This is a genomic window from Paenibacillus sp. PastF-3 (assembly GCF_029893135.1).
GTDB lineage: Bacteria > Bacillota > Bacilli > Paenibacillales > Paenibacillaceae > Paenibacillus_AQ > Paenibacillus_AQ nitricinens.
Map to the genome: position 1 here is coordinate 129205 of NZ_JARXWM010000003.1, position 16785 is coordinate 145989.

The 16785-nt window shown below is 42.0% G+C and carries 12 protein-coding genes; all 12 read right to left on the minus strand.

Features of this window, described 5'->3' with window-relative positions:
• Nucleotides 1-19: 19 nt before the first annotated feature.
• The 12 genes from yidD to adhE all read right to left on the minus strand — a co-directional run bounded on the left by yidD (nt 20) and on the right by adhE (nt 16514).
• Nucleotides 20-283, minus strand: a complete 264-nt coding sequence (yidD, locus tag M2444_RS07875) for a membrane protein insertion efficiency factor YidD (protein WP_094874054.1) — start codon at nt 281-283, stop codon at nt 20-22.
• Nucleotides 284-285: 2 nt separating this feature from the next.
• A complete protein-coding gene (locus tag M2444_RS07880; RefSeq protein WP_094874053.1) occupies nt 286-747 on the minus strand; it encodes a Fur family transcriptional regulator in 462 nt (153 codons plus the stop codon).
• A 203-nt stretch (nt 748-950) separates the two neighbouring features.
• A complete protein-coding gene (locus tag M2444_RS07885) occupies nt 951-3191 on the minus strand; it encodes a stalk domain-containing protein (protein ID WP_280786666.1) in 2241 nt (746 codons plus the stop codon).
• Between the two features lie 545 nt (nt 3192-3736).
• Nucleotides 3737-4039, minus strand: coding sequence for a hypothetical protein (locus tag M2444_RS07890; RefSeq protein ID WP_280786667.1), 303 nt, complete (start codon nt 4037-4039; stop codon nt 3737-3739).
• Nucleotides 4040-4107: 68 nt separating this feature from the next.
• Nucleotides 4108-4893, minus strand: coding sequence for a response regulator transcription factor (locus M2444_RS07895; RefSeq protein ID WP_094873711.1), 786 nt, complete (start codon nt 4891-4893; stop codon nt 4108-4110).
• Nucleotides 4868-6724: a cache domain-containing sensor histidine kinase gene (locus tag M2444_RS07900; RefSeq protein WP_280786668.1), complete on the minus strand. Its 1857-nt coding sequence runs from the start codon at nt 6722-6724 to the stop codon at nt 4868-4870. The genes M2444_RS07895 and M2444_RS07900 overlap by 26 nt, the downstream gene beginning before the upstream one ends.
• Nucleotides 6725-6752: 28 nt before the next feature.
• A complete protein-coding gene (locus M2444_RS07905) occupies nt 6753-7583 on the minus strand; it encodes a carbohydrate ABC transporter permease (protein WP_094873715.1) in 831 nt (276 codons plus the stop codon).
• Nucleotides 7583-8467, minus strand: coding sequence for a carbohydrate ABC transporter permease (locus tag M2444_RS07910; protein WP_094877979.1), 885 nt, complete (start codon nt 8465-8467; stop codon nt 7583-7585). Before M2444_RS07910 ends, M2444_RS07905 begins: the two co-directional genes overlap by 1 nt.
• Nucleotides 8468-8594: 127 nt before the next feature.
• Nucleotides 8595-10004 (minus strand): extracellular solute-binding protein, encoded by a 1410-nt coding sequence (locus M2444_RS07915; RefSeq protein ID WP_094873719.1) that lies wholly within the window; start codon nt 10002-10004, stop codon nt 8595-8597.
• A 421-nt stretch (nt 10005-10425) separates the two neighbouring features.
• The gene (gene pflA / locus M2444_RS07920; RefSeq protein WP_042190523.1) at nt 10426-11163 is read right to left on the minus strand and encodes a pyruvate formate-lyase-activating protein; all 738 of its coding nucleotides are present in this window, start codon (nt 11161-11163) and stop codon (nt 10426-10428) included.
• Nucleotides 11164-11378: 215 nt separating this feature from the next.
• On the minus strand, nt 11379-13640 hold the full coding sequence (gene pflB, locus M2444_RS07925; protein WP_280786669.1) for a formate C-acetyltransferase: 2262 nt from the start codon (nt 13638-13640) through the stop codon (nt 11379-11381).
• A 252-nt stretch (nt 13641-13892) separates the two neighbouring features.
• Nucleotides 13893-16514, minus strand: coding sequence for a bifunctional acetaldehyde-CoA/alcohol dehydrogenase (gene adhE / locus M2444_RS07930; protein ID WP_280786670.1), 2622 nt, complete (start codon nt 16512-16514; stop codon nt 13893-13895).
• Between the last annotated feature and the right edge of the window lie 271 nt (nt 16515-16785).

Sequence of the window (16785 nt, forward strand, 5' to 3'; positions counted from 1 at the left end):
CCAATGGTATGGGCTTGTGTCAAGTCACACGGGCAGAATCCTTCTTCGCTGGGTGTTCCTCAAGAGGCGGAACCGGATCAAGTCCCCCTGGATGGAAGGGATGGCATCTAGCAATCCGCTTGGCAGCAAGCCACGAACCTTTCACAGGACCATGGACTTCAATAGCTTCAAGCGCATAAGCAGAGCAGGTTGGATAGAAGCGACAAGTTGCAGGCTTAATCGGGGAAATGTACTTGCGGTACACCCGAATGGGAGCCTGAATCGTTCTACGTAGGGTTGCCATTTCTAAACCCCTTTTTTGCTATCTGCCGCTGCGATTAGTTCTTCTTCCCGGTTCTCTTCACATTCTTTGCAATAACCGAACACCTCAAATTTATGCTTGACTACCCGGAATTGATCAGGTGTATCCGTTAAATTCATCGGGCAGAAATTAATCGGGTAGGTTTTCTCGCATTGAAGGCAGATCATATGATGATGGTGATCCTGATGATTACAGCTTCCCTTGAATTTCACTCCGTCTTCAAAGACGATTTGCTCAAGTACACCAAGCTCTTCCATTACACGCAGATTGCGGTACACGGTATCAAAGCTAAGTCCGCTATACTTGCGGCCCATATGCTCATAGACATCCTTCGCTGACAAATAACCCTTATTCTCGCCGAATAACTTGGCAAGCGTTTTGCGTTGGTCGGTGATTCGCAGACCTTGCCCCGACATGACCTCTAATATTTGTTCTGTCGACAGCATACGCTCATCTCCCATAACATTTCAGTTCATTTGTAATTCACTCTCTTAATAATGCCCCAAAATAAATGCCCCGTCAATGAAACAACCAAGCGTATGAGCGCTCATCAGTTTAAATTCATACATTTAAATACAAAAAGTCCGGCTGAGTATTCCTTTACGGAATATTCAGCCGGACTTTTATTTCAGGTGAATCCCAAAAAGCTTTATTTCTTCGCTGGCAGTGGTGTAACCAGGAAATTCACCGGCAAGTTACTACCAGAAGCTGCTGTGAACAAAATTTCCACGGAGCCGCCAAAATCACCAGTACGATAAATCACACTGTTCATTTCAGCACTAGAGAGACTTCCCGATGTCGGCATGTGTACGATTTGACCGTTAACCAAGACAGGTCCCATATAATTACCGCCACGTGGATTAAACGTAATCAAGGAATTAGGTGCAACACGCTCGAATTTGATTTTGTATAACACGCCGAAATTACCTGCATTGGATGCTTCAGTACCATTCATTGGATCTACACCACTCAAATTCAAATCACTCGAATTGTCACCGAGAAGGAGTCTCGCAGGAGTTGTTCCCACTTCGTCGGTAACCGTGATGATGCGCGTAGAATCAGCATAAGTTCCCCGGTTATGCACCCCATCACGATCCAATATTGGAAGTGTAGGAAGTGTAGTTAAAGGATCTTTATTCGCATCGATCATCATGACATTATATTCAATAGGATAATCGCTAAATAAATCCGCTTGTAGTGATACAATTTCGCCTGGTTTCATGGCAATTTTGTTTAGATCCGTAAGAATCGAGACGCTTTCTCCTGGTTGTAGGACCGTTGTCTTATAATCTTTTCTAGTCTGCATTGATTCCCAGTAACGCTGAACAGACATTTTGCCAGTACCTTCAGGGTAAGAGTTTGGACCGCCAAAGCCTACATACTCGGTTGTAATTGTCGTAGGGTACAGATTGTTATTCTTAGCAATCACATACACCTTCGTTTTGATATTCATATTATTCTTGTGGTGGACCAAGAAGCGAGTTCCGCCGAATGATGTTTCTTTATACGTGATCCCTTCCGTATTCACTGTTTCTGGACTGTTACTGCGGATAAGGGTATAAGGCTCAGAAGAAAGATTATAAGCTACCTTCTGCCAAGTTGGAACCATCGATCCGTCGATGTTAAATACGCTACCTGGAGCACCGAATAATCTATAGAAATCTTCTTTACTGTACAAGATTTCATCTGAAATATTAATAGTCTTCTCAAAAGTGCTGATTGCGCCATGTGAATCTTTGACTTGAATGGCTACTGTTGCTGGACCTGGAGTGAAGAACGCTTCTGCTTTGTTCGTCCAAGTCACTTCAATTGGATCACCGTCTGGATCGCTGCTCAGATCCGAATAAGTGATCATTTCACCCATCTTGTAGGAGTCCTTGTCAGTAGTAAAATTAGCAACTGGAGGTGTATTTGGTTTAAGTACATTGATGGTCACGGAGTAAGGATCGCTCCACTGTCCATTCGCATCCATAACGGAATAGGATACTACATAAACCCCTGGTGTATCATAGACATCCTGCTTATTTCCGTCCCAACGTTGATCGACAATGGCCGTACCATTCGGTGATGAGCTAGAAGTCACAAAATTCACAGGATCACCAGCATAAATTTCAGTTGGCACTGTAAAAGAAGCTTTAGGCTTCGTGTTCAACGTAAGAATCACTCGTTTTTGCACATTATCAACCGTATAAGGAATGCCTAATGCCCCGGTGATGGACGTCAAAGGAATCATGAATGTACCATTGGTTTGGTAAGCTGGACCTTTCATCGTCACATTTTTACCATTAACGGAATAGATCTTACTGTCCGTCTTAAAGCGCATTACATCGGTTCCTTTGGTAACAATGGTCTCTTTCGTTTTATAATCGTAAATGTATTTCACACCTACGCGTTCCACCATAGCTCGGATCGAAACGTATGAGACACCATTCTTCACGGCCATTGGCTGATTAGCTAAATACTCAACGCCGTTTTGATACATTTTGTTGCTGTTCATCATAAGAACAAGCTGATTACTAGCTGCAGCACGAACACCATCCGTTGGTATAGGCTGTGTAGTGGTTACAGGTGTTGCAGTAGGAATTGGTGTAGCCGTTGGTTCGGTTGTTGATGTAGGTTCAGTTGTTGTCGCAGGTTCAGTCGTCGGTTCAGTTGTTGCCGCAGGAATTGGAGTTGGTGTAGGTGATAACACTCCCCCTGGCCCCTCAGTTTGCAATGGTGGCAATGGGTCTGTAGCTTCTGGCATTACATCCGTCACAGAGGAAACAATTGTTCCTACTGTATTCGTATTACCTGAAGTATTATTGACAGCTTCAGCAAAAGCCGGCACTGCCGAGGCGGCCTGCGATACGGCCAAAACAGCAACTAACGTTAATTTCTTTAAATCCATGATATAACTCCTCTGCTCCTATTTGTAAATATAAGTAGGTCTCTGTCTTTTTCATACGCCTCTTATATTCCCCGCAAAAACGCAACCGCTCTCATCAGAGCGGAAGAATTGCTTTTTGCCACGTTCGTTATAACAAAACATAGTATTAGACGCATCCGGCCGCAAAAAGTTTCATTTTAAAGTAAAGAAAGATTAACTCAGTATTAAAACAAGCAAAAATAACCTTTCATCCGCTACCCGAAAAATATGAGATTCCACAGTTTTATTATCACAAGTATCCCCGGCTAATACTGCGACTATAAATACCATTCATTTGGATCTACTCCAAAGAACGAAAGCGTTGTGCTTGTAATGGTCCAAGCTGCCTCCATTGAGAACAAAAAGCTCGCTATCCCAACCCAGGCACTGCCTAGAATCCCTTTCTGGTAATTGATATAGCAGTATAGGGATCATATTCCATTTATATAAAAAAAAGACATGATTATCCTTAATAACTAAGAATAATCATCTCTATGTTTTAAATCATTTAATCTTATGTACCTTTATCACAGCCGCAGACTGGTCCAATAGGCCCCTCGCCCTTCTATCACAGCCACAGGCTGGTCGATACTCTTTCGCCCTTCTATCGCAGCCGCAGGCTGATCGATAGTCTTCACTTTCCCCAAGGAGTCCCCACGTCTGTAGGAGTGGGACGACCCCATATCCACAACGAAGTGTGGTGAGGGAGAAGGAACGGAGAGGAAGTTTGGAACTGTAGGAGCGGAGCGTTCGCCTTTATCCTCGGATTTCAACCGCAAAGAGCGGTTTCTAATCAAGAAATCTGAGGATAACAGCGACCGGAAGTCCAAACATTCCTCGCAGTGACGCTGACTCTCACCATACTGGCCAGCCTAAACCTCACCACACGCCGCCGGACTCATAATACTTCACTCCGGCACCGATCACGATACTCCTTAGGAGACATCCCCGTCTGCTTCTGAAATACCTTCGTGAAATAACGTCGTTCCTGATAACCGACTCCGGAACCAATCACCGTAATGCTTTTATCGCTGTTAGTAAGCATAAACTTAGCTGCTTCAATTCGTTGTTGTGTTACGTATTCCACGAAAGTCATTGCAAAACGGTTCTTAAACAAGAGGCAGAAGTAACTGCCGCTAATGCCGATCTTATTCGCCACTTCCTCAATCCCGATATCTGAATGAAGATGTTCAGTGATGTATTGAGCAGCCAAGTTCATTAGCTGATCCGGCGTTTTTTTACCATTGTCAACTTCAGGAATCTCCTGAAATAGAGGGATACTATTGTACAGTTTATTCTTAAACTGTTTACTACGGATATTAGCTCCGATCTCACGCACCTTATTGCCGAGCTCCTCATAATGTATCGGCTTACAAATGTATTCTCTTACCCCGAGCCGGATCGCTTCCCGTGCATAGTCAAATTCCTGATACCCGGTAAGAAGCAGTACCTCACTATCCAATCCCAATTCCCGCAGCTTTCCTACAAAAGTTAATCCGTCCATCACTGGCATACGAATGTCACTCAACACAAGATCGGGTTGCTCCTCTTCAGCAATGCGCAAGGCGTCCATACCGCTTCGCGCCATACCGACGACCTCCATCCCCATCTCCTGCCATGGTAACACTCTTTTCAGATTATTCAGAATTGGGGCTTCGTCATCTACCAATAATACTTTTAGCATAATGATCTTCCCCCTGCTCGTATTTAGGTATGACACATTGAATAATAGTACCATATCCTGGACTGGAACAAATAAATATTCCATATCTGTCACCGTATTCAATGCGGATGCGATCCGCTACACTGCGTATGCCAAGACCTCTGCGTTCAAGATTCATCCGGTTTTCCCGTTCAACTTCAACCTCTTGCTCCACAGGATCATTCACAATATATTGGAAAATAGACAACTGCGATGGTGTAATTCCAATACCGTTATCTTCAATTCGTAAAATTAAGTCCCCTTGCTTCTCCCAAACTTTCACAGAAACTTGACCTTTGTAATCTATACCCTCAAATCCATGCTGAATGCTATTCTCTACAAGCGGTTGCAAAGTAAGCTTTAAAATACCGCAACTCATCAATTCTTGTGGGATATCAATATCGTATTCAAATAAATCCTCAAATCTAAATTTTTGAATATCCAAATAATTGCGCAGATGTTTAACCTCTTCATCCAGTGTAATTTCTTCTCGATCCTGAATGCTAATACGTAAAATACTTGCCAGTCGGTAGACCATCTCACTGACTTTCTTGCCTTCATTCTGTATAGCCAGAACATTAATCGACTCTAACGTATTGAATAAAAAATGCGGTTTAATCTGAGCCTGCAGAACACGCATCTCGGCTTGATTCTTGCGACGCTGTTCCAAATGGATTCTGTTAAACAACCGGTTAATTTTATCCATAAGATCATTAAAGCCCTTACCAAGAAGCGTTAACTCATCGTTCCCCTTCACTTCTACCCGCGAAGTTAGATCTCCATCCTCAACACGTCGCATAAAACGAACAATTACTGCTATTGCACCAGTAATGCGATTCATAAAGAATAGATTGAAGATCACCGCTGCCAAAAAGCAAAGGAAGATTACCCCCACAAACCAGCGTGCAAATACTGTAACTTCTCGAGATAAAGAGTCCCATGAGGTTACAGACACTAGACTCCAAGGATAATCCTTCAAATGATACATGGAGAGAATACTCTTCTCCCCGTTATACTCTGTTTTAAAACTCTGAAACCCTTTTTTGAAGGTAATCTCTTTATTCGCGAATGACTGAATATCTTGCCCATCCAGCTTTTGATCTGGGTCAAATAGAATCATTCCATCATCATTTACTAGCATAAACGAAACATCCTGATTGCTATCCCCAATTTTTAAATTGCGAAATATCGATTCGAGCTCCCAATTTTTGATCTGTACAACAAGGATACCTATGTTCTGAAAGAAGCTCAGTTCCTTCACGAGTCGAATTTGTGTAAACACAGGTTCAGTTCCTGTAAGTTCAGGATACTCATGAGGAGCCAGCCATTTCGGCACGCCATTCAAATCCATTACTTCCTGGTACAAATCACTTTTTTTGAAAGTATCATAGGGTAGCGTTCGGAAATTTTCCTTATTAAAAAGCGACACGATTTCAGAGTTACCTCTACCGTTAAAATTGTACAAAAAAGCATAACTGATCGATGGATGGTTAAACAACAGACTACGGAAATTGCGCTGGCTTGCATTCAAACTGAGTTGCTCAGCATCCGTCAAATCCTGATTAGAAGGATCTTCGGCGCTAAGTGCCATATGAAAAACCGAGGTAGCAATTCCGTTGTCTGTAACGTTATCCATATCTTTTAACACATTTGAAATACTATAACTAATAGCTTTAAGTGAGTATTCCGACTGCTGGCTGTACTTCTTCTCAATAGAGTTATAAGTCACAAAGAACATAAGCATGCCTAGAATAAATAAGGGAATGATTATCAGGCCCAAAAATGCCGTAAATAATTTATAGCGCAAATTCATCGGCTAGTGCTCCTGACTGAGAAAAAAGTTATCCTTTTACGCCGCCCGCTGTTACGCCTTCGATAATTTTTTCCTGTAGAATCGCATAGATAACAATTACTGGAAGCACACTGAAGACGATACCCGCTGACATTTGTGCATAGTTCATCTGATATTGATCGCGGAATTGAACCATACCCACTGGGAGCGTCCGCAGTTCGTCATTCGATAGGAAGTAGTTTGCCAGCAAGAATTCATTCCAATTGCCCAGGAAATTAACAATGAATACAGTAACCATGGCAGGTACGGTTAGAGGTACAATAATTTTAGCAAAGATACCCGGTGCCTTCAACCCATCCATGACCGCAGCCTCTTCAATTTCTCTAGGTAACGAACGCATAAATGCAGCCAATATTATAATCGTAAATGGAATTGCATTCGCGATATAAGGAATAATCAACGCCCAGTGTGTGTTCAGAATTCCCATTTTGCGTACAATCGTATAAATAGGAAGCATCAATGCGTTGTTTGGAATGAGCATTCCCACCATAACTAGCGTGAACAAAATCGTATTCCATTTGCCTTGGCGCATCCGTGTTACCGCAAAAGCAAACATAGAAGCTAGAATGATAGACACTACAGAAGCTAATATGGAAATGTACAAACTGTTAAAAAAGTAGGTGCTGATCTTGGCGTTTACCCAAGCTTCAACGTAGTTACCAAAAACGAACTCCTTTGGAATCCCAAAAGGGTTAAGCGCTATCGCATTGTTATCCTTTTTCACAGATGAGAATAACACGAACAGGAAAGGAAATAGAATAACTAGTAGATAAGACAATAGTGCGACATGGGGCAGACTCTTTTTCAGGGCGCGTGGCATCAGTATTCAATCCTTTCTGTGCGTCGGGCTATCAGCAGCTGATAAACGGCTGTAACCACCAATGTAAATACAAAGATCAGGACTGCGATGGTGTTACCGTACCCGTATTTAAAGTTCGTAATTGCATATTTAATCATGTAGGTTGCCATTACATCGGTTGAACCTGCAGGTCCACCCTTAGTCATTACAATGACGATATCCGCCGCTTTCATTGCCCCTGCAATGGATAACATGATTACAACAGAAATGATCGGAACGATTAGCGGAAGTGTGATGCGTGTAGCACGTTGGAATCCAGTTGCGCCATCAATGGCAGCTGCTTCATCCAATTCACCTGGTATCGACAGAATAGCTGCCAGTACCATTACGATATAGAATCCAGTCCACTGCCAAGCATTCGTGATCAGGATCGATACCATTGCGAATTTTTCATCCGACAGCCAGTAAATTGGATTAATCCCCACTAAACCTAGAACCTTATTTAAAAGTCCAATGTTGGGCTCATAAATGAAGCCCCATAGAATACCGATAACTGCTGTAGACATAATGGAAGGCATGAAGACCGCTGTCTTATATAAGCCTTTCAGTTTCTTTACATTCGATATCAATAACGAGAAGAATATGATTAACGGTACCTGTACAAAACAAGAGAAAAGAATGAAGAAACCGTTATTTTTGACAGATATCCAGAATCGTTCGTCTCCTAATGCCTTCTCAAAATTACTGATACCGGCAGACTTGACTGTGTCAGATACCCCGTTCCAGCTAGTAAAGCTGTAATAGATTGAACTAAAGATGGGATAGATGAAAAACATCGTGAACAAGATCAGTGCTGGAAGAATAAAAAGGAAAAATACCAATGGATTTCTTAGTGCTTTATTCATGACTACCTCCGGTTGCTTTGACATCTGGCGAACAATGAATGTTTTAGATCTTTGCAAACACATAAATTCTTTGAGTTTAAAAATGTACCCTGGTTCTGGCACCAGGGTACATTCAATTTGCAGCTACTTATTCAACTGCTGCGTTTGCTTCTTCTTGTACCTTCTGTAATGCTTCGCCCATTTTCTCAGGAGTTGTCTGACCACCAATTAGCTTTTGAATTTGAATGTTACTGATTTCTGTAGTTACATCAGCTTGAACAAGTGAGTCAAATGCTGGGAACGAAGATTGTGAGTTATTAAGTACACCAACGATTTCGCTCATCAGATCATCCGTAATATTTTCGTTCAGAACGTTTTGGTCAATTTTCATTGCTGGCAATACGCCATCTTCAACCAGTCCACGTAATTGCATTTCTTCATTAAATAGGTTTTTGATAAATGACTTCACAGCAGCCAATTGACGTGGATCTTTTTCAGCAGAAGCAGAGAAACCGTAGCCATTGTTTACATCGCGCATCAATGCAGTTTGGTCGCCTACGCCACCATCAACTGGAGGAATATTGAAGAATCCAACTTTACCGATCAAACCTTCGCCAGATTGTCCTTCTTTAAATACGGAAGATTTCCAAGTACCATCATACAAGAGGATTGCTTCACTACTAGTGAATTGCGTTGTATATTCAGCATACTCGAAACCAAGTTCGCCTTTTTTGAAGTATCCTTTGTCAACCCATTCTTTGTACTTCGCAAAACCTTTTACAACGTTTGGATCAGTCCATTTAGCTTCACCTGTTGCAAACTTAGCGGTTACATCTGGACCTGCATAACGTGACCACAAGTGGTTGGCTAGCATAAGCGGTACCCAACCAGCCTTAGATGCACCAGCCAAAGGTACTTTTCCGTCAGCTTTGATGTCAGCCAATTGTTGTTCCAATTCAGCAAATGTTGTTGGAGCTTTCCAGCCTTTGCTATTGTAGTACTCTTTGTTGTAGAAGAAACCTTCACCAGATCCACCGATAGGCAATCCGTAAATTTTTCCTTCATAAGTGAAAGGATCAAGATTTGAGAATTTATCCTTAATTCCAAGTTCCTCTAGGATTGGAGTCAGATCGAGTAATTTACCTTCTTTAGCATAGATCTTAGAGTCAGGGCTTCCGAAAAGATCGAAGATCTCTGGTGGATTACCTGCAGCCATTTCACCACGTAATTTTTCTTTACGGTTTACATCTGAATCTACTCCATCAAGCTTAAAGGTCAGACCCGGTACATCGCCTTCTACCTTTTTCACTACTTCTTGCAGAATTGCTAAACGCTTCTGTTTGTCGGCACCGATTTGAGTGTGACGAATCGTCATTTCGAACGGTTCGCTACTTACAGGTTCTTCTGTTGCTGGAGCATTTGTAGCATCCGCTGAATTCGTCGCGGTAGCGTTTCCATCTCCTTTGTTAGAAGATGCATTGTTGTTGCTTCCGCAACCTGCCAGTAAAGCTGATGATACAAAAATCAGGGACAATAGCAAAGTCATACCTTTTTTCATTTCTTGTGACCCCCCATATAATGTTGTGCTTTACACTTCTTATTATAGAAAACAGATTCCATTCTCGTAAGGTTAAGATTCATCCACTATAGGGATAAAAATCTCTAATGAAAGCGGAATCAACTACACAACGTGTAATATAACATAACTTTATTTTAGTAAAAATTACGATTATCTGCTAAACAGCGTGGATTAGTCATACATATACTTAGAAAATAATAATAAAAACTCAATTAAATGACATAAAATCTATCATAATGTATTTCCAACTCCTTAATTAATAGCTGGAAATATATCATTTTTTTAAAGGTAAAACACAAAATTACCCCTTTTAATGACATCAGACGTCCCTCATAACAAAAAAACCGTTCCTTCAGCAGTAAATCACTAAAGGAACGGCTCCACTTAATGTAGATATAAATTATACCAACGCTGTCTGCTTGCGACCTTCTTCGACTAAGCGGTACGCCCGCTGAACTTCTTCATCCGTAGGGGATGGCACTCCATCCAATTCATAAGCCTTGCCGAGCATTTCCCATTTATAGATACCCATTTGATGATAAGGTAAGATTTCAAATTTCTCAACGCCATTTAAGGTTCCAATATATCGACCCAGATTGATAAGATCCTCTTCACGGTCATGAATGCCTGGAACATATACATGTCTAATCCACATCTTACGGTTATGATCTGACAGCCAGCGCGCAAGCTTCAAGGTCCGATCATTAGATTTACCAGTTAACTTAATGTGTGCTTCTTCATCAATATGCTTCAAATCAAGCATCACCAAGTCCGTAACATCCAATAAGTCATTAATCTTGTCACCTTCGTTATAACCATTACTATCTAATGTAGTGTGCAGATTCCAACGCTTTTTAACTTCCGTAAATAACTGCTTTACAAATTGTGCCTGCAAAGTTGGTTCTCCGCCGGATACAGTTAACCCACCACCGGATGAACGATAGTAGTTTAAATATGGCTCGATCTCCGAAAGTACTTCTTCTAGAGTCATTTCCTTACCTTCATCTAAAGCCCAAGTATCAGGGTTATGGCAATACTGGCATTTCAGCAAGCACCCTTGCATAAATAAGACAAATCGAATACCAGGCCCATCAACGGTTCCAAAGGTTTCCAAGGAGTGTATGCGACCTTTAATCATAGGATGTCATCCTTTCTCCACGACTGACTAACAGTCCATCTTTCACGAAGAAGAACCCCTGCCCATAAGACTGTGTTCTCCTTAAACGCGACCGTAAAATTTAAAATTTTAATGATTCTTAAACAAGATATTACCGCCCTTGAAACAAGAGCGGTAATTCCTTGCAATTATTTTAGTGCATATCTCAATGAAAGATCTTTATAAATATAAACAACTTACATTGAACCATGGAAAGTACGGTTAATTACGTCCATTTGTTGTTCGCGAGTCAGCTTGATGAAGTTAACTGCATAACCGGATACACGGATAGTCAATTGTGGATAATTCTCTGGGTGATCCATAGCGTCCATCAGCTGTTCACGGTTAAATACGTTAACGTTCAAATGCTGCGCGTTGTTATGGAAGTATCCGTCCATCATGTGTACCAAGTTAGACTTGCAGGATTCATCGTCTTTACCTAGTGCCTTAGGTACGATGGAGAACGTATTGGAGATACCATCTTGGGCATCGGAGTAAGGCAGTTTGGCTACAGAGTTCAGTGAAGCCAGTGCACCTTTCTTGTCGCGTCCGTGCATTGGGTTAGCACCTGGTGCGAATGGTTCGCCTTTTTTACGTCCGTCAGGTGTTGTACCTGTCTTCTTACCGTACACAACATTCGAAGTAATGGTCAATACCGATTGAGTCGGTACAGCATCACGATATGTTTTGTTTTTACGGATCATAGACATGAAGGTTTCAACCAATTCTACTGCGATGTTGTCTACAGCATCGTCATTGTTACCGTAGCAAGGGAATTCGCCTTCCGTTTCGAAGTCAATTGCAATACCTTCTTCGTTACGGATTGGTTTAACCTTCGCGTATTTAATAGCACTCAGCGAGTCAGCTGCAACGGACAGACCAGCGATACCGCAAGCCATCGTACGCAGAATGTCGCGATCATGCAGTGCCATTTCGATACGTTCGTAAGAATATTTGTCATGCATATAGTGAATGATGTTCAAAGTGTTAACATAAGTCTTAGCCAACCACTCCATCATCGGTTTGAAGCGTTTCATTACTTCATCATAATCCAGATATTCAGAAGTGATCGCTGGGAATTCCGGCCCAACTTGTGCTCCGGATTTTTCGTCTTTACCACCATTAATAGCATACAGCAAAGCTTTTGCCAGGTTGGCACGAGCGCCGAAGAACTGCATTTGTTTACCGATACGCATTGGAGATACGCAGCAAGCAATAGCGTAATCTTCACCCCAGTACGGACGCATTAGATCGTCATTTTCATACTGAATTGCACTAGTTTCGATAGAAACCTTAGCACAATATTTTTTGAAGCCTTCAGGCAATTTTTCGGACCACAGAACAGTTAAGTTCGGTTCCGGAGCCGGACCTAAGTTGTACAGGGTGTTCAGGAAACGGAAGCTGTTCTTGGTAACACGAGTGGTTCCATTTTCAGCCATACCACCGATGGATTCAGTTACCCAAGTAGGGTCGCCGGAGAACAGATCGTTATAGTCAGGTGTACGCAAGAATTTCACGATACGCAATTTCATTACGAAATGGTCGACAATTTCTTGTACTTGTTCTTCAGTCAAAGTACCTTCTTCAATATCTCGTTCTGCATAAATGTCTAGGAAGGAGGATACACGTCCCAGGGACATCGCCGCACCATTTTGTTCTTTAACCGCGGCCAGATATCCAAAGTATACCCATTGCGTAGCTTCCTTGAAGTTCGTCGCTGGTTTGGAAATATCCATACCGTGAGCAGCCGCCATTTCTTTCAATTCGCCAAGTGCACGAATTTGCTCGGACAGCTCTTCACGCAAACGAATTACTTCTTCAGTCATGGAATCAACTTCAAGCTCAGTTAGTTGTTGTTTTTTGTCTTTAATCAAGAAATCAATACCGTACAGAGCAATGCGGCGGTAGTCGCCGATAATGCGTCCGCGGCCGTAAGCATCAGGAAGACCTGTGATAACGCCGGATTTACGCACTGCTCTCATGTCTGGTGTATATGCATCAAATACGCCTTGGTTATGCGTTTTGCGAATGTTCGTGAACATGTCAACGATGTTTTGTGGAAGCTCGAAGCCATAAGCCTTCGTAGCATCGACCATCATCTTGATTCCGCCGAATGGCTGGATAGAACGTCTGAAAGGAGCGTCAGTCTGTACGCCTACAATTTGTTCCTTGTCCTTGTCAATGTAGCCTGGAGCATGTGAAGTGATTGTGGAGACAGTATCTAGGGAAACATCCCATACGCCGCCTCTTTCTCTTTCTTCCTTGCTCAGCTGGGAAATAATCTTCCACAGTTCAGTTGTGTTACTAGTAGGACCTACGAGGAACTCTTCGTTACCTTCATAAGGTTTAATGTTACTAGCGATAAAGTTGTTAACGTCAACTTTCTTGGACCATTTACCTTTTGCAAAACTTCTCCAACCGGATTTCACTTCATTTACTTCTTTTTCAATCACCGACATGCTAAATCCCTCCATCTATATTTATTATATTTGTAGAGATCGCGGGCTTGAAGGTTGATCCCGTGTCTCGTGATCCCCAAAAGATGTGATTGTTCCAAATTTCACAATCAACATTTCATATGCGGGACCGTTGTTTATATAAACATTCTAGTTTATTTTCTATAAAAACACTGTGACAAATATCACCTTTCGAGTGATATTTGTCACCTTTATCTAAGTCCACAACTATCCTATTCTCTATTTAACCATTTGTTAATTATCAAATCTTCCGTAGAATGCGTTACGGTATACATCAGCAAGTTCAGATACTAATGGTAGCTTAGGATTGGCAGTTGTACATTGATCTTCAAACGCACGGTCAGCCAAGTAATCTACACGGGATTCGAAGTCCTTAGGGTCAAAGCCCAGTTGTTGGAACGATTCTTCGATACCCAATTTTTTATTCATATCGCGAATCGCATTGATAAGGCTAGTCACACCTTCTTCAGTTGTGCGAGCTGGCAATCCCAGAATACGGGCAATTTCAGCGTAACGCTCATCAGCTACGAAATGCGAATATTTAGGGAACGAAGCGAACTTCGTAGGTTTTTTAGCATTGTAGCGGATAACGTGTGGCATAAGGATCGCGTTAGTACGACCATGAGCGGTGTGGTACTGTCCGCCCCATTTATGCGCCAAACTGTGGTTAATACCCAAGAACGCATTCGCGAAAGCCATACCAGCCAATGTCGAAGCATTGTGCATTTTCTCACGAGCAAGCTTGTCACCTTGGAGTGCGGATCTTTCTAGATATTGGAACACCAATTGAATCGCTTTGATAGCCAAACCATCAGTGTAGTCACTCGCCATAACAGATACATAAGCTTCGATAGCATGTGTCAATACGTCCATCCCTGTATCAGCAACAGCCGTTTTTGGCAAGCTGTAGACGAACTCAGGATCAATGATAGCTACGTCTGGAGTTAATTCGTAGTCAGCCAAAGGATATTTAGTGTGCTGTTCCGTTGTTTTATCGGTAATAACTGCGAAAGATGTGACTTCCGAACCAGTACCCGAAGTAGTTGGAATCGCTACAAACTTAGCTTTGTTACCTAGTTTAGGGAATTTGTATACCCGTTTACGGATATCCATGAATTTTTGTTTCAGACCGTTAAAGTCTGCATCTGGATGTTCATAGAATAACCACATTCCTTTTGCAGCATCCATTGGAGAACCGCCGCCAAGTGCGATGATGCAGTCCGGTTGGAATCTATTCATCATTGCAGTACCTTTTTCAACTGTAGTTGTCGATGGATCTGGTTCAACTTCAGAGAACACTTCGATAGCTACAGGAGTTTGGCGTTGACGCAGGTAATGCTCAACTCTTTCAACATATCCAAGCTTAACCATCATTGGGTCAGTGATAATTGCAACACGTGTAATATCAGGCATTTTGGTCAGGTACTGAGTAGCGCCTTTTTCAAAATAAATCTTGTCAGGTACTTTAAACCATTGCATATTCACGGTACGACGATTCACCCTTTTCACGTTGATCAAATTGATTGCTGTAACGTTTTGCGATACGGAGTTGCGACCATAAGATCCACAGCCCAGTGTCAGTGAAGGGATATTAGTGTTATAGATATCGCCGATAGCGCCATGTGTCGAAGGCGAATTGACGAGAATACGTCCTGTTTGTAGACGGTTAGAGAACTTCATGATCACTTCTTCGTTGTTGGAGTGGATAGCCGAGCTATGACCCATACCGCCAAATTCAACGATTTCAGCTGCGCGTTCGATACCTTGATCAGCATTCTTAACTTTATAGCAAGCAAGAACCGGGCTTAATTTTTCTGCAGATAACGGGTATTTAGTGCCTACGCCTTCGAGTTCTGCTACCAGAATCTTTGTGCCGGCAGGAACTTGAATGCCACACATTTCAGCAATCTTCACTGCCGATTGACCAACGATTGCTGGGTTAACCGCACATTTATCAACGTTCATTGCACCGCTAGTCAGCTTACCAGCTTCTTCTTTATTCACAAAGTAGCAGCCATTAGCGATCATTTTCTTCTTCACTTGGTCGAAGATTGGTTCTTCAATAATAATCGCTTGCTCGGAAGCACAGATCATACCATTATCGAATGTTTTAGAAAGAATGATGTCCGTTACCGCTTGATCAATATCAGCACTCTTTTCAATGAAGGCTGGTACGTTACCAGGGCCTACACCAAGAGCAGGTTTACCACAGCTATAAGCTGCTTTTACCATTGCAGATCCGCCAGTTGCCAGGATAAGAGCAACGTCTGGGTTGTTCATCAAAGCATTTGTCTTGTCCATTGTTGGCATTTCAATCCATTGGATACAGTTCTCAGGTGCGCCAGCTTTCACGGCTGCATCACGAAGAATTTTAGCTGCTGCAGCACTACACTCTTGCGCAGATGGGTGGAAACCGAATATAATAGGGTTCCGTGTCTTAATCGAAATCAACGCTTTAAACATCGTGGTGGATGTTGGGTTGGTTACTGGAGTGATGCCCATAACGATTCCGACGGGTTCAGCAATTTTTTGAAAGTTCTCATATGGATTATCTTCAATAACGCCTACTGTTTTATCATATTTAATTCCGTGCCAGATATATTCTGTCGAGAAGATGTTCTTCGTAATTTTGTCTTCGTATACGCCGCGTCCTGTTTCTTCGACGGCCAATTTTGCGAGGTACATATGTTTGTCGAGTCCAGCCAACGCCATTGCATGAACGATTGTGTTAACTTGCTCTTGATCTAGCGCCATGAACGCCTCATGCGCTTTTTTCGCTTTATCCACTAAATTCTGTATATACTCTTCAGCGGTAACTTGTTTAACTTGGGCGGCGACTTCATTCTTAACTGCCATCTCCCTCGTCCTCCTGTCAATTTTTAGTTGTTTTTCTCTACACATTTATCTTATCACATGATTTCTACCTTGTATAGTGAAATCTTTCACAAAGTATAAAGTTTTTTTGATTTGTTTTCAAAGCGCTTTCATTCGATCATATAATAGTCTTTTTACCATATTATGTAGTATAAATCCCTTAAAATCTTAGAATTATACTTTGATAAGCAAAATACCAGACCCATTTTATCCCATATCTCTAAATATTCACTCAAAAAAACCATCCCTTACA

Excerpts from the sequence above, each read along its gene's own strand:
- adhE (WP_280786670.1), bottom strand. The coding sequence starts at position 16,514 with ATGGCAGTTAAGAATGAAGTCGCCGCCCAAGTTAAACAAGTTACCGCT.
- pflA (WP_042190523.1), bottom strand. The coding sequence starts at position 11,163 with ATGATTAAAGGTCGCATACACTCCTTGGAAACCTTTGGAACCGTTGAT.
- yidD (WP_094874054.1), bottom strand. The coding sequence starts at position 283 with ATGGCAACCCTACGTAGAACGATTCAGGCTCCCATTCGGGTGTACCGC.
- pflB (WP_280786669.1), bottom strand. The coding sequence starts at position 13,640 with ATGTCGGTGATTGAAAAAGAAGTAAATGAAGTGAAATCCGGTTGGAGA.
- M2444_RS07915 (WP_094873719.1), bottom strand. The coding sequence starts at position 10,004 with ATGAAAAAAGGTATGACTTTGCTATTGTCCCTGATTTTTGTATCATCA.
- M2444_RS07910 (WP_094877979.1), bottom strand. The coding sequence starts at position 8,467 with ATGAATAAAGCACTAAGAAATCCATTGGTATTTTTCCTTTTTATTCTT.
- M2444_RS07885 (WP_280786666.1), bottom strand. The coding sequence starts at position 3,191 with ATGGATTTAAAGAAATTAACGTTAGTTGCTGTTTTGGCCGTATCGCAG.
- M2444_RS07900 (WP_280786668.1), bottom strand. The coding sequence starts at position 6,724 with ATGAATTTGCGCTATAAATTATTTACGGCATTTTTGGGCCTGATAATC.
- M2444_RS07905 (WP_094873715.1), bottom strand. The coding sequence starts at position 7,583 with ATGCCACGCGCCCTGAAAAAGAGTCTGCCCCATGTCGCACTATTGTCT.
- M2444_RS07880 (WP_094874053.1), bottom strand. The coding sequence starts at position 747 with ATGCTGTCGACAGAACAAATATTAGAGGTCATGTCGGGGCAAGGTCTG.
- M2444_RS07895 (WP_094873711.1), bottom strand. The coding sequence starts at position 4,893 with ATGCTAAAAGTATTATTGGTAGATGACGAAGCCCCAATTCTGAATAAT.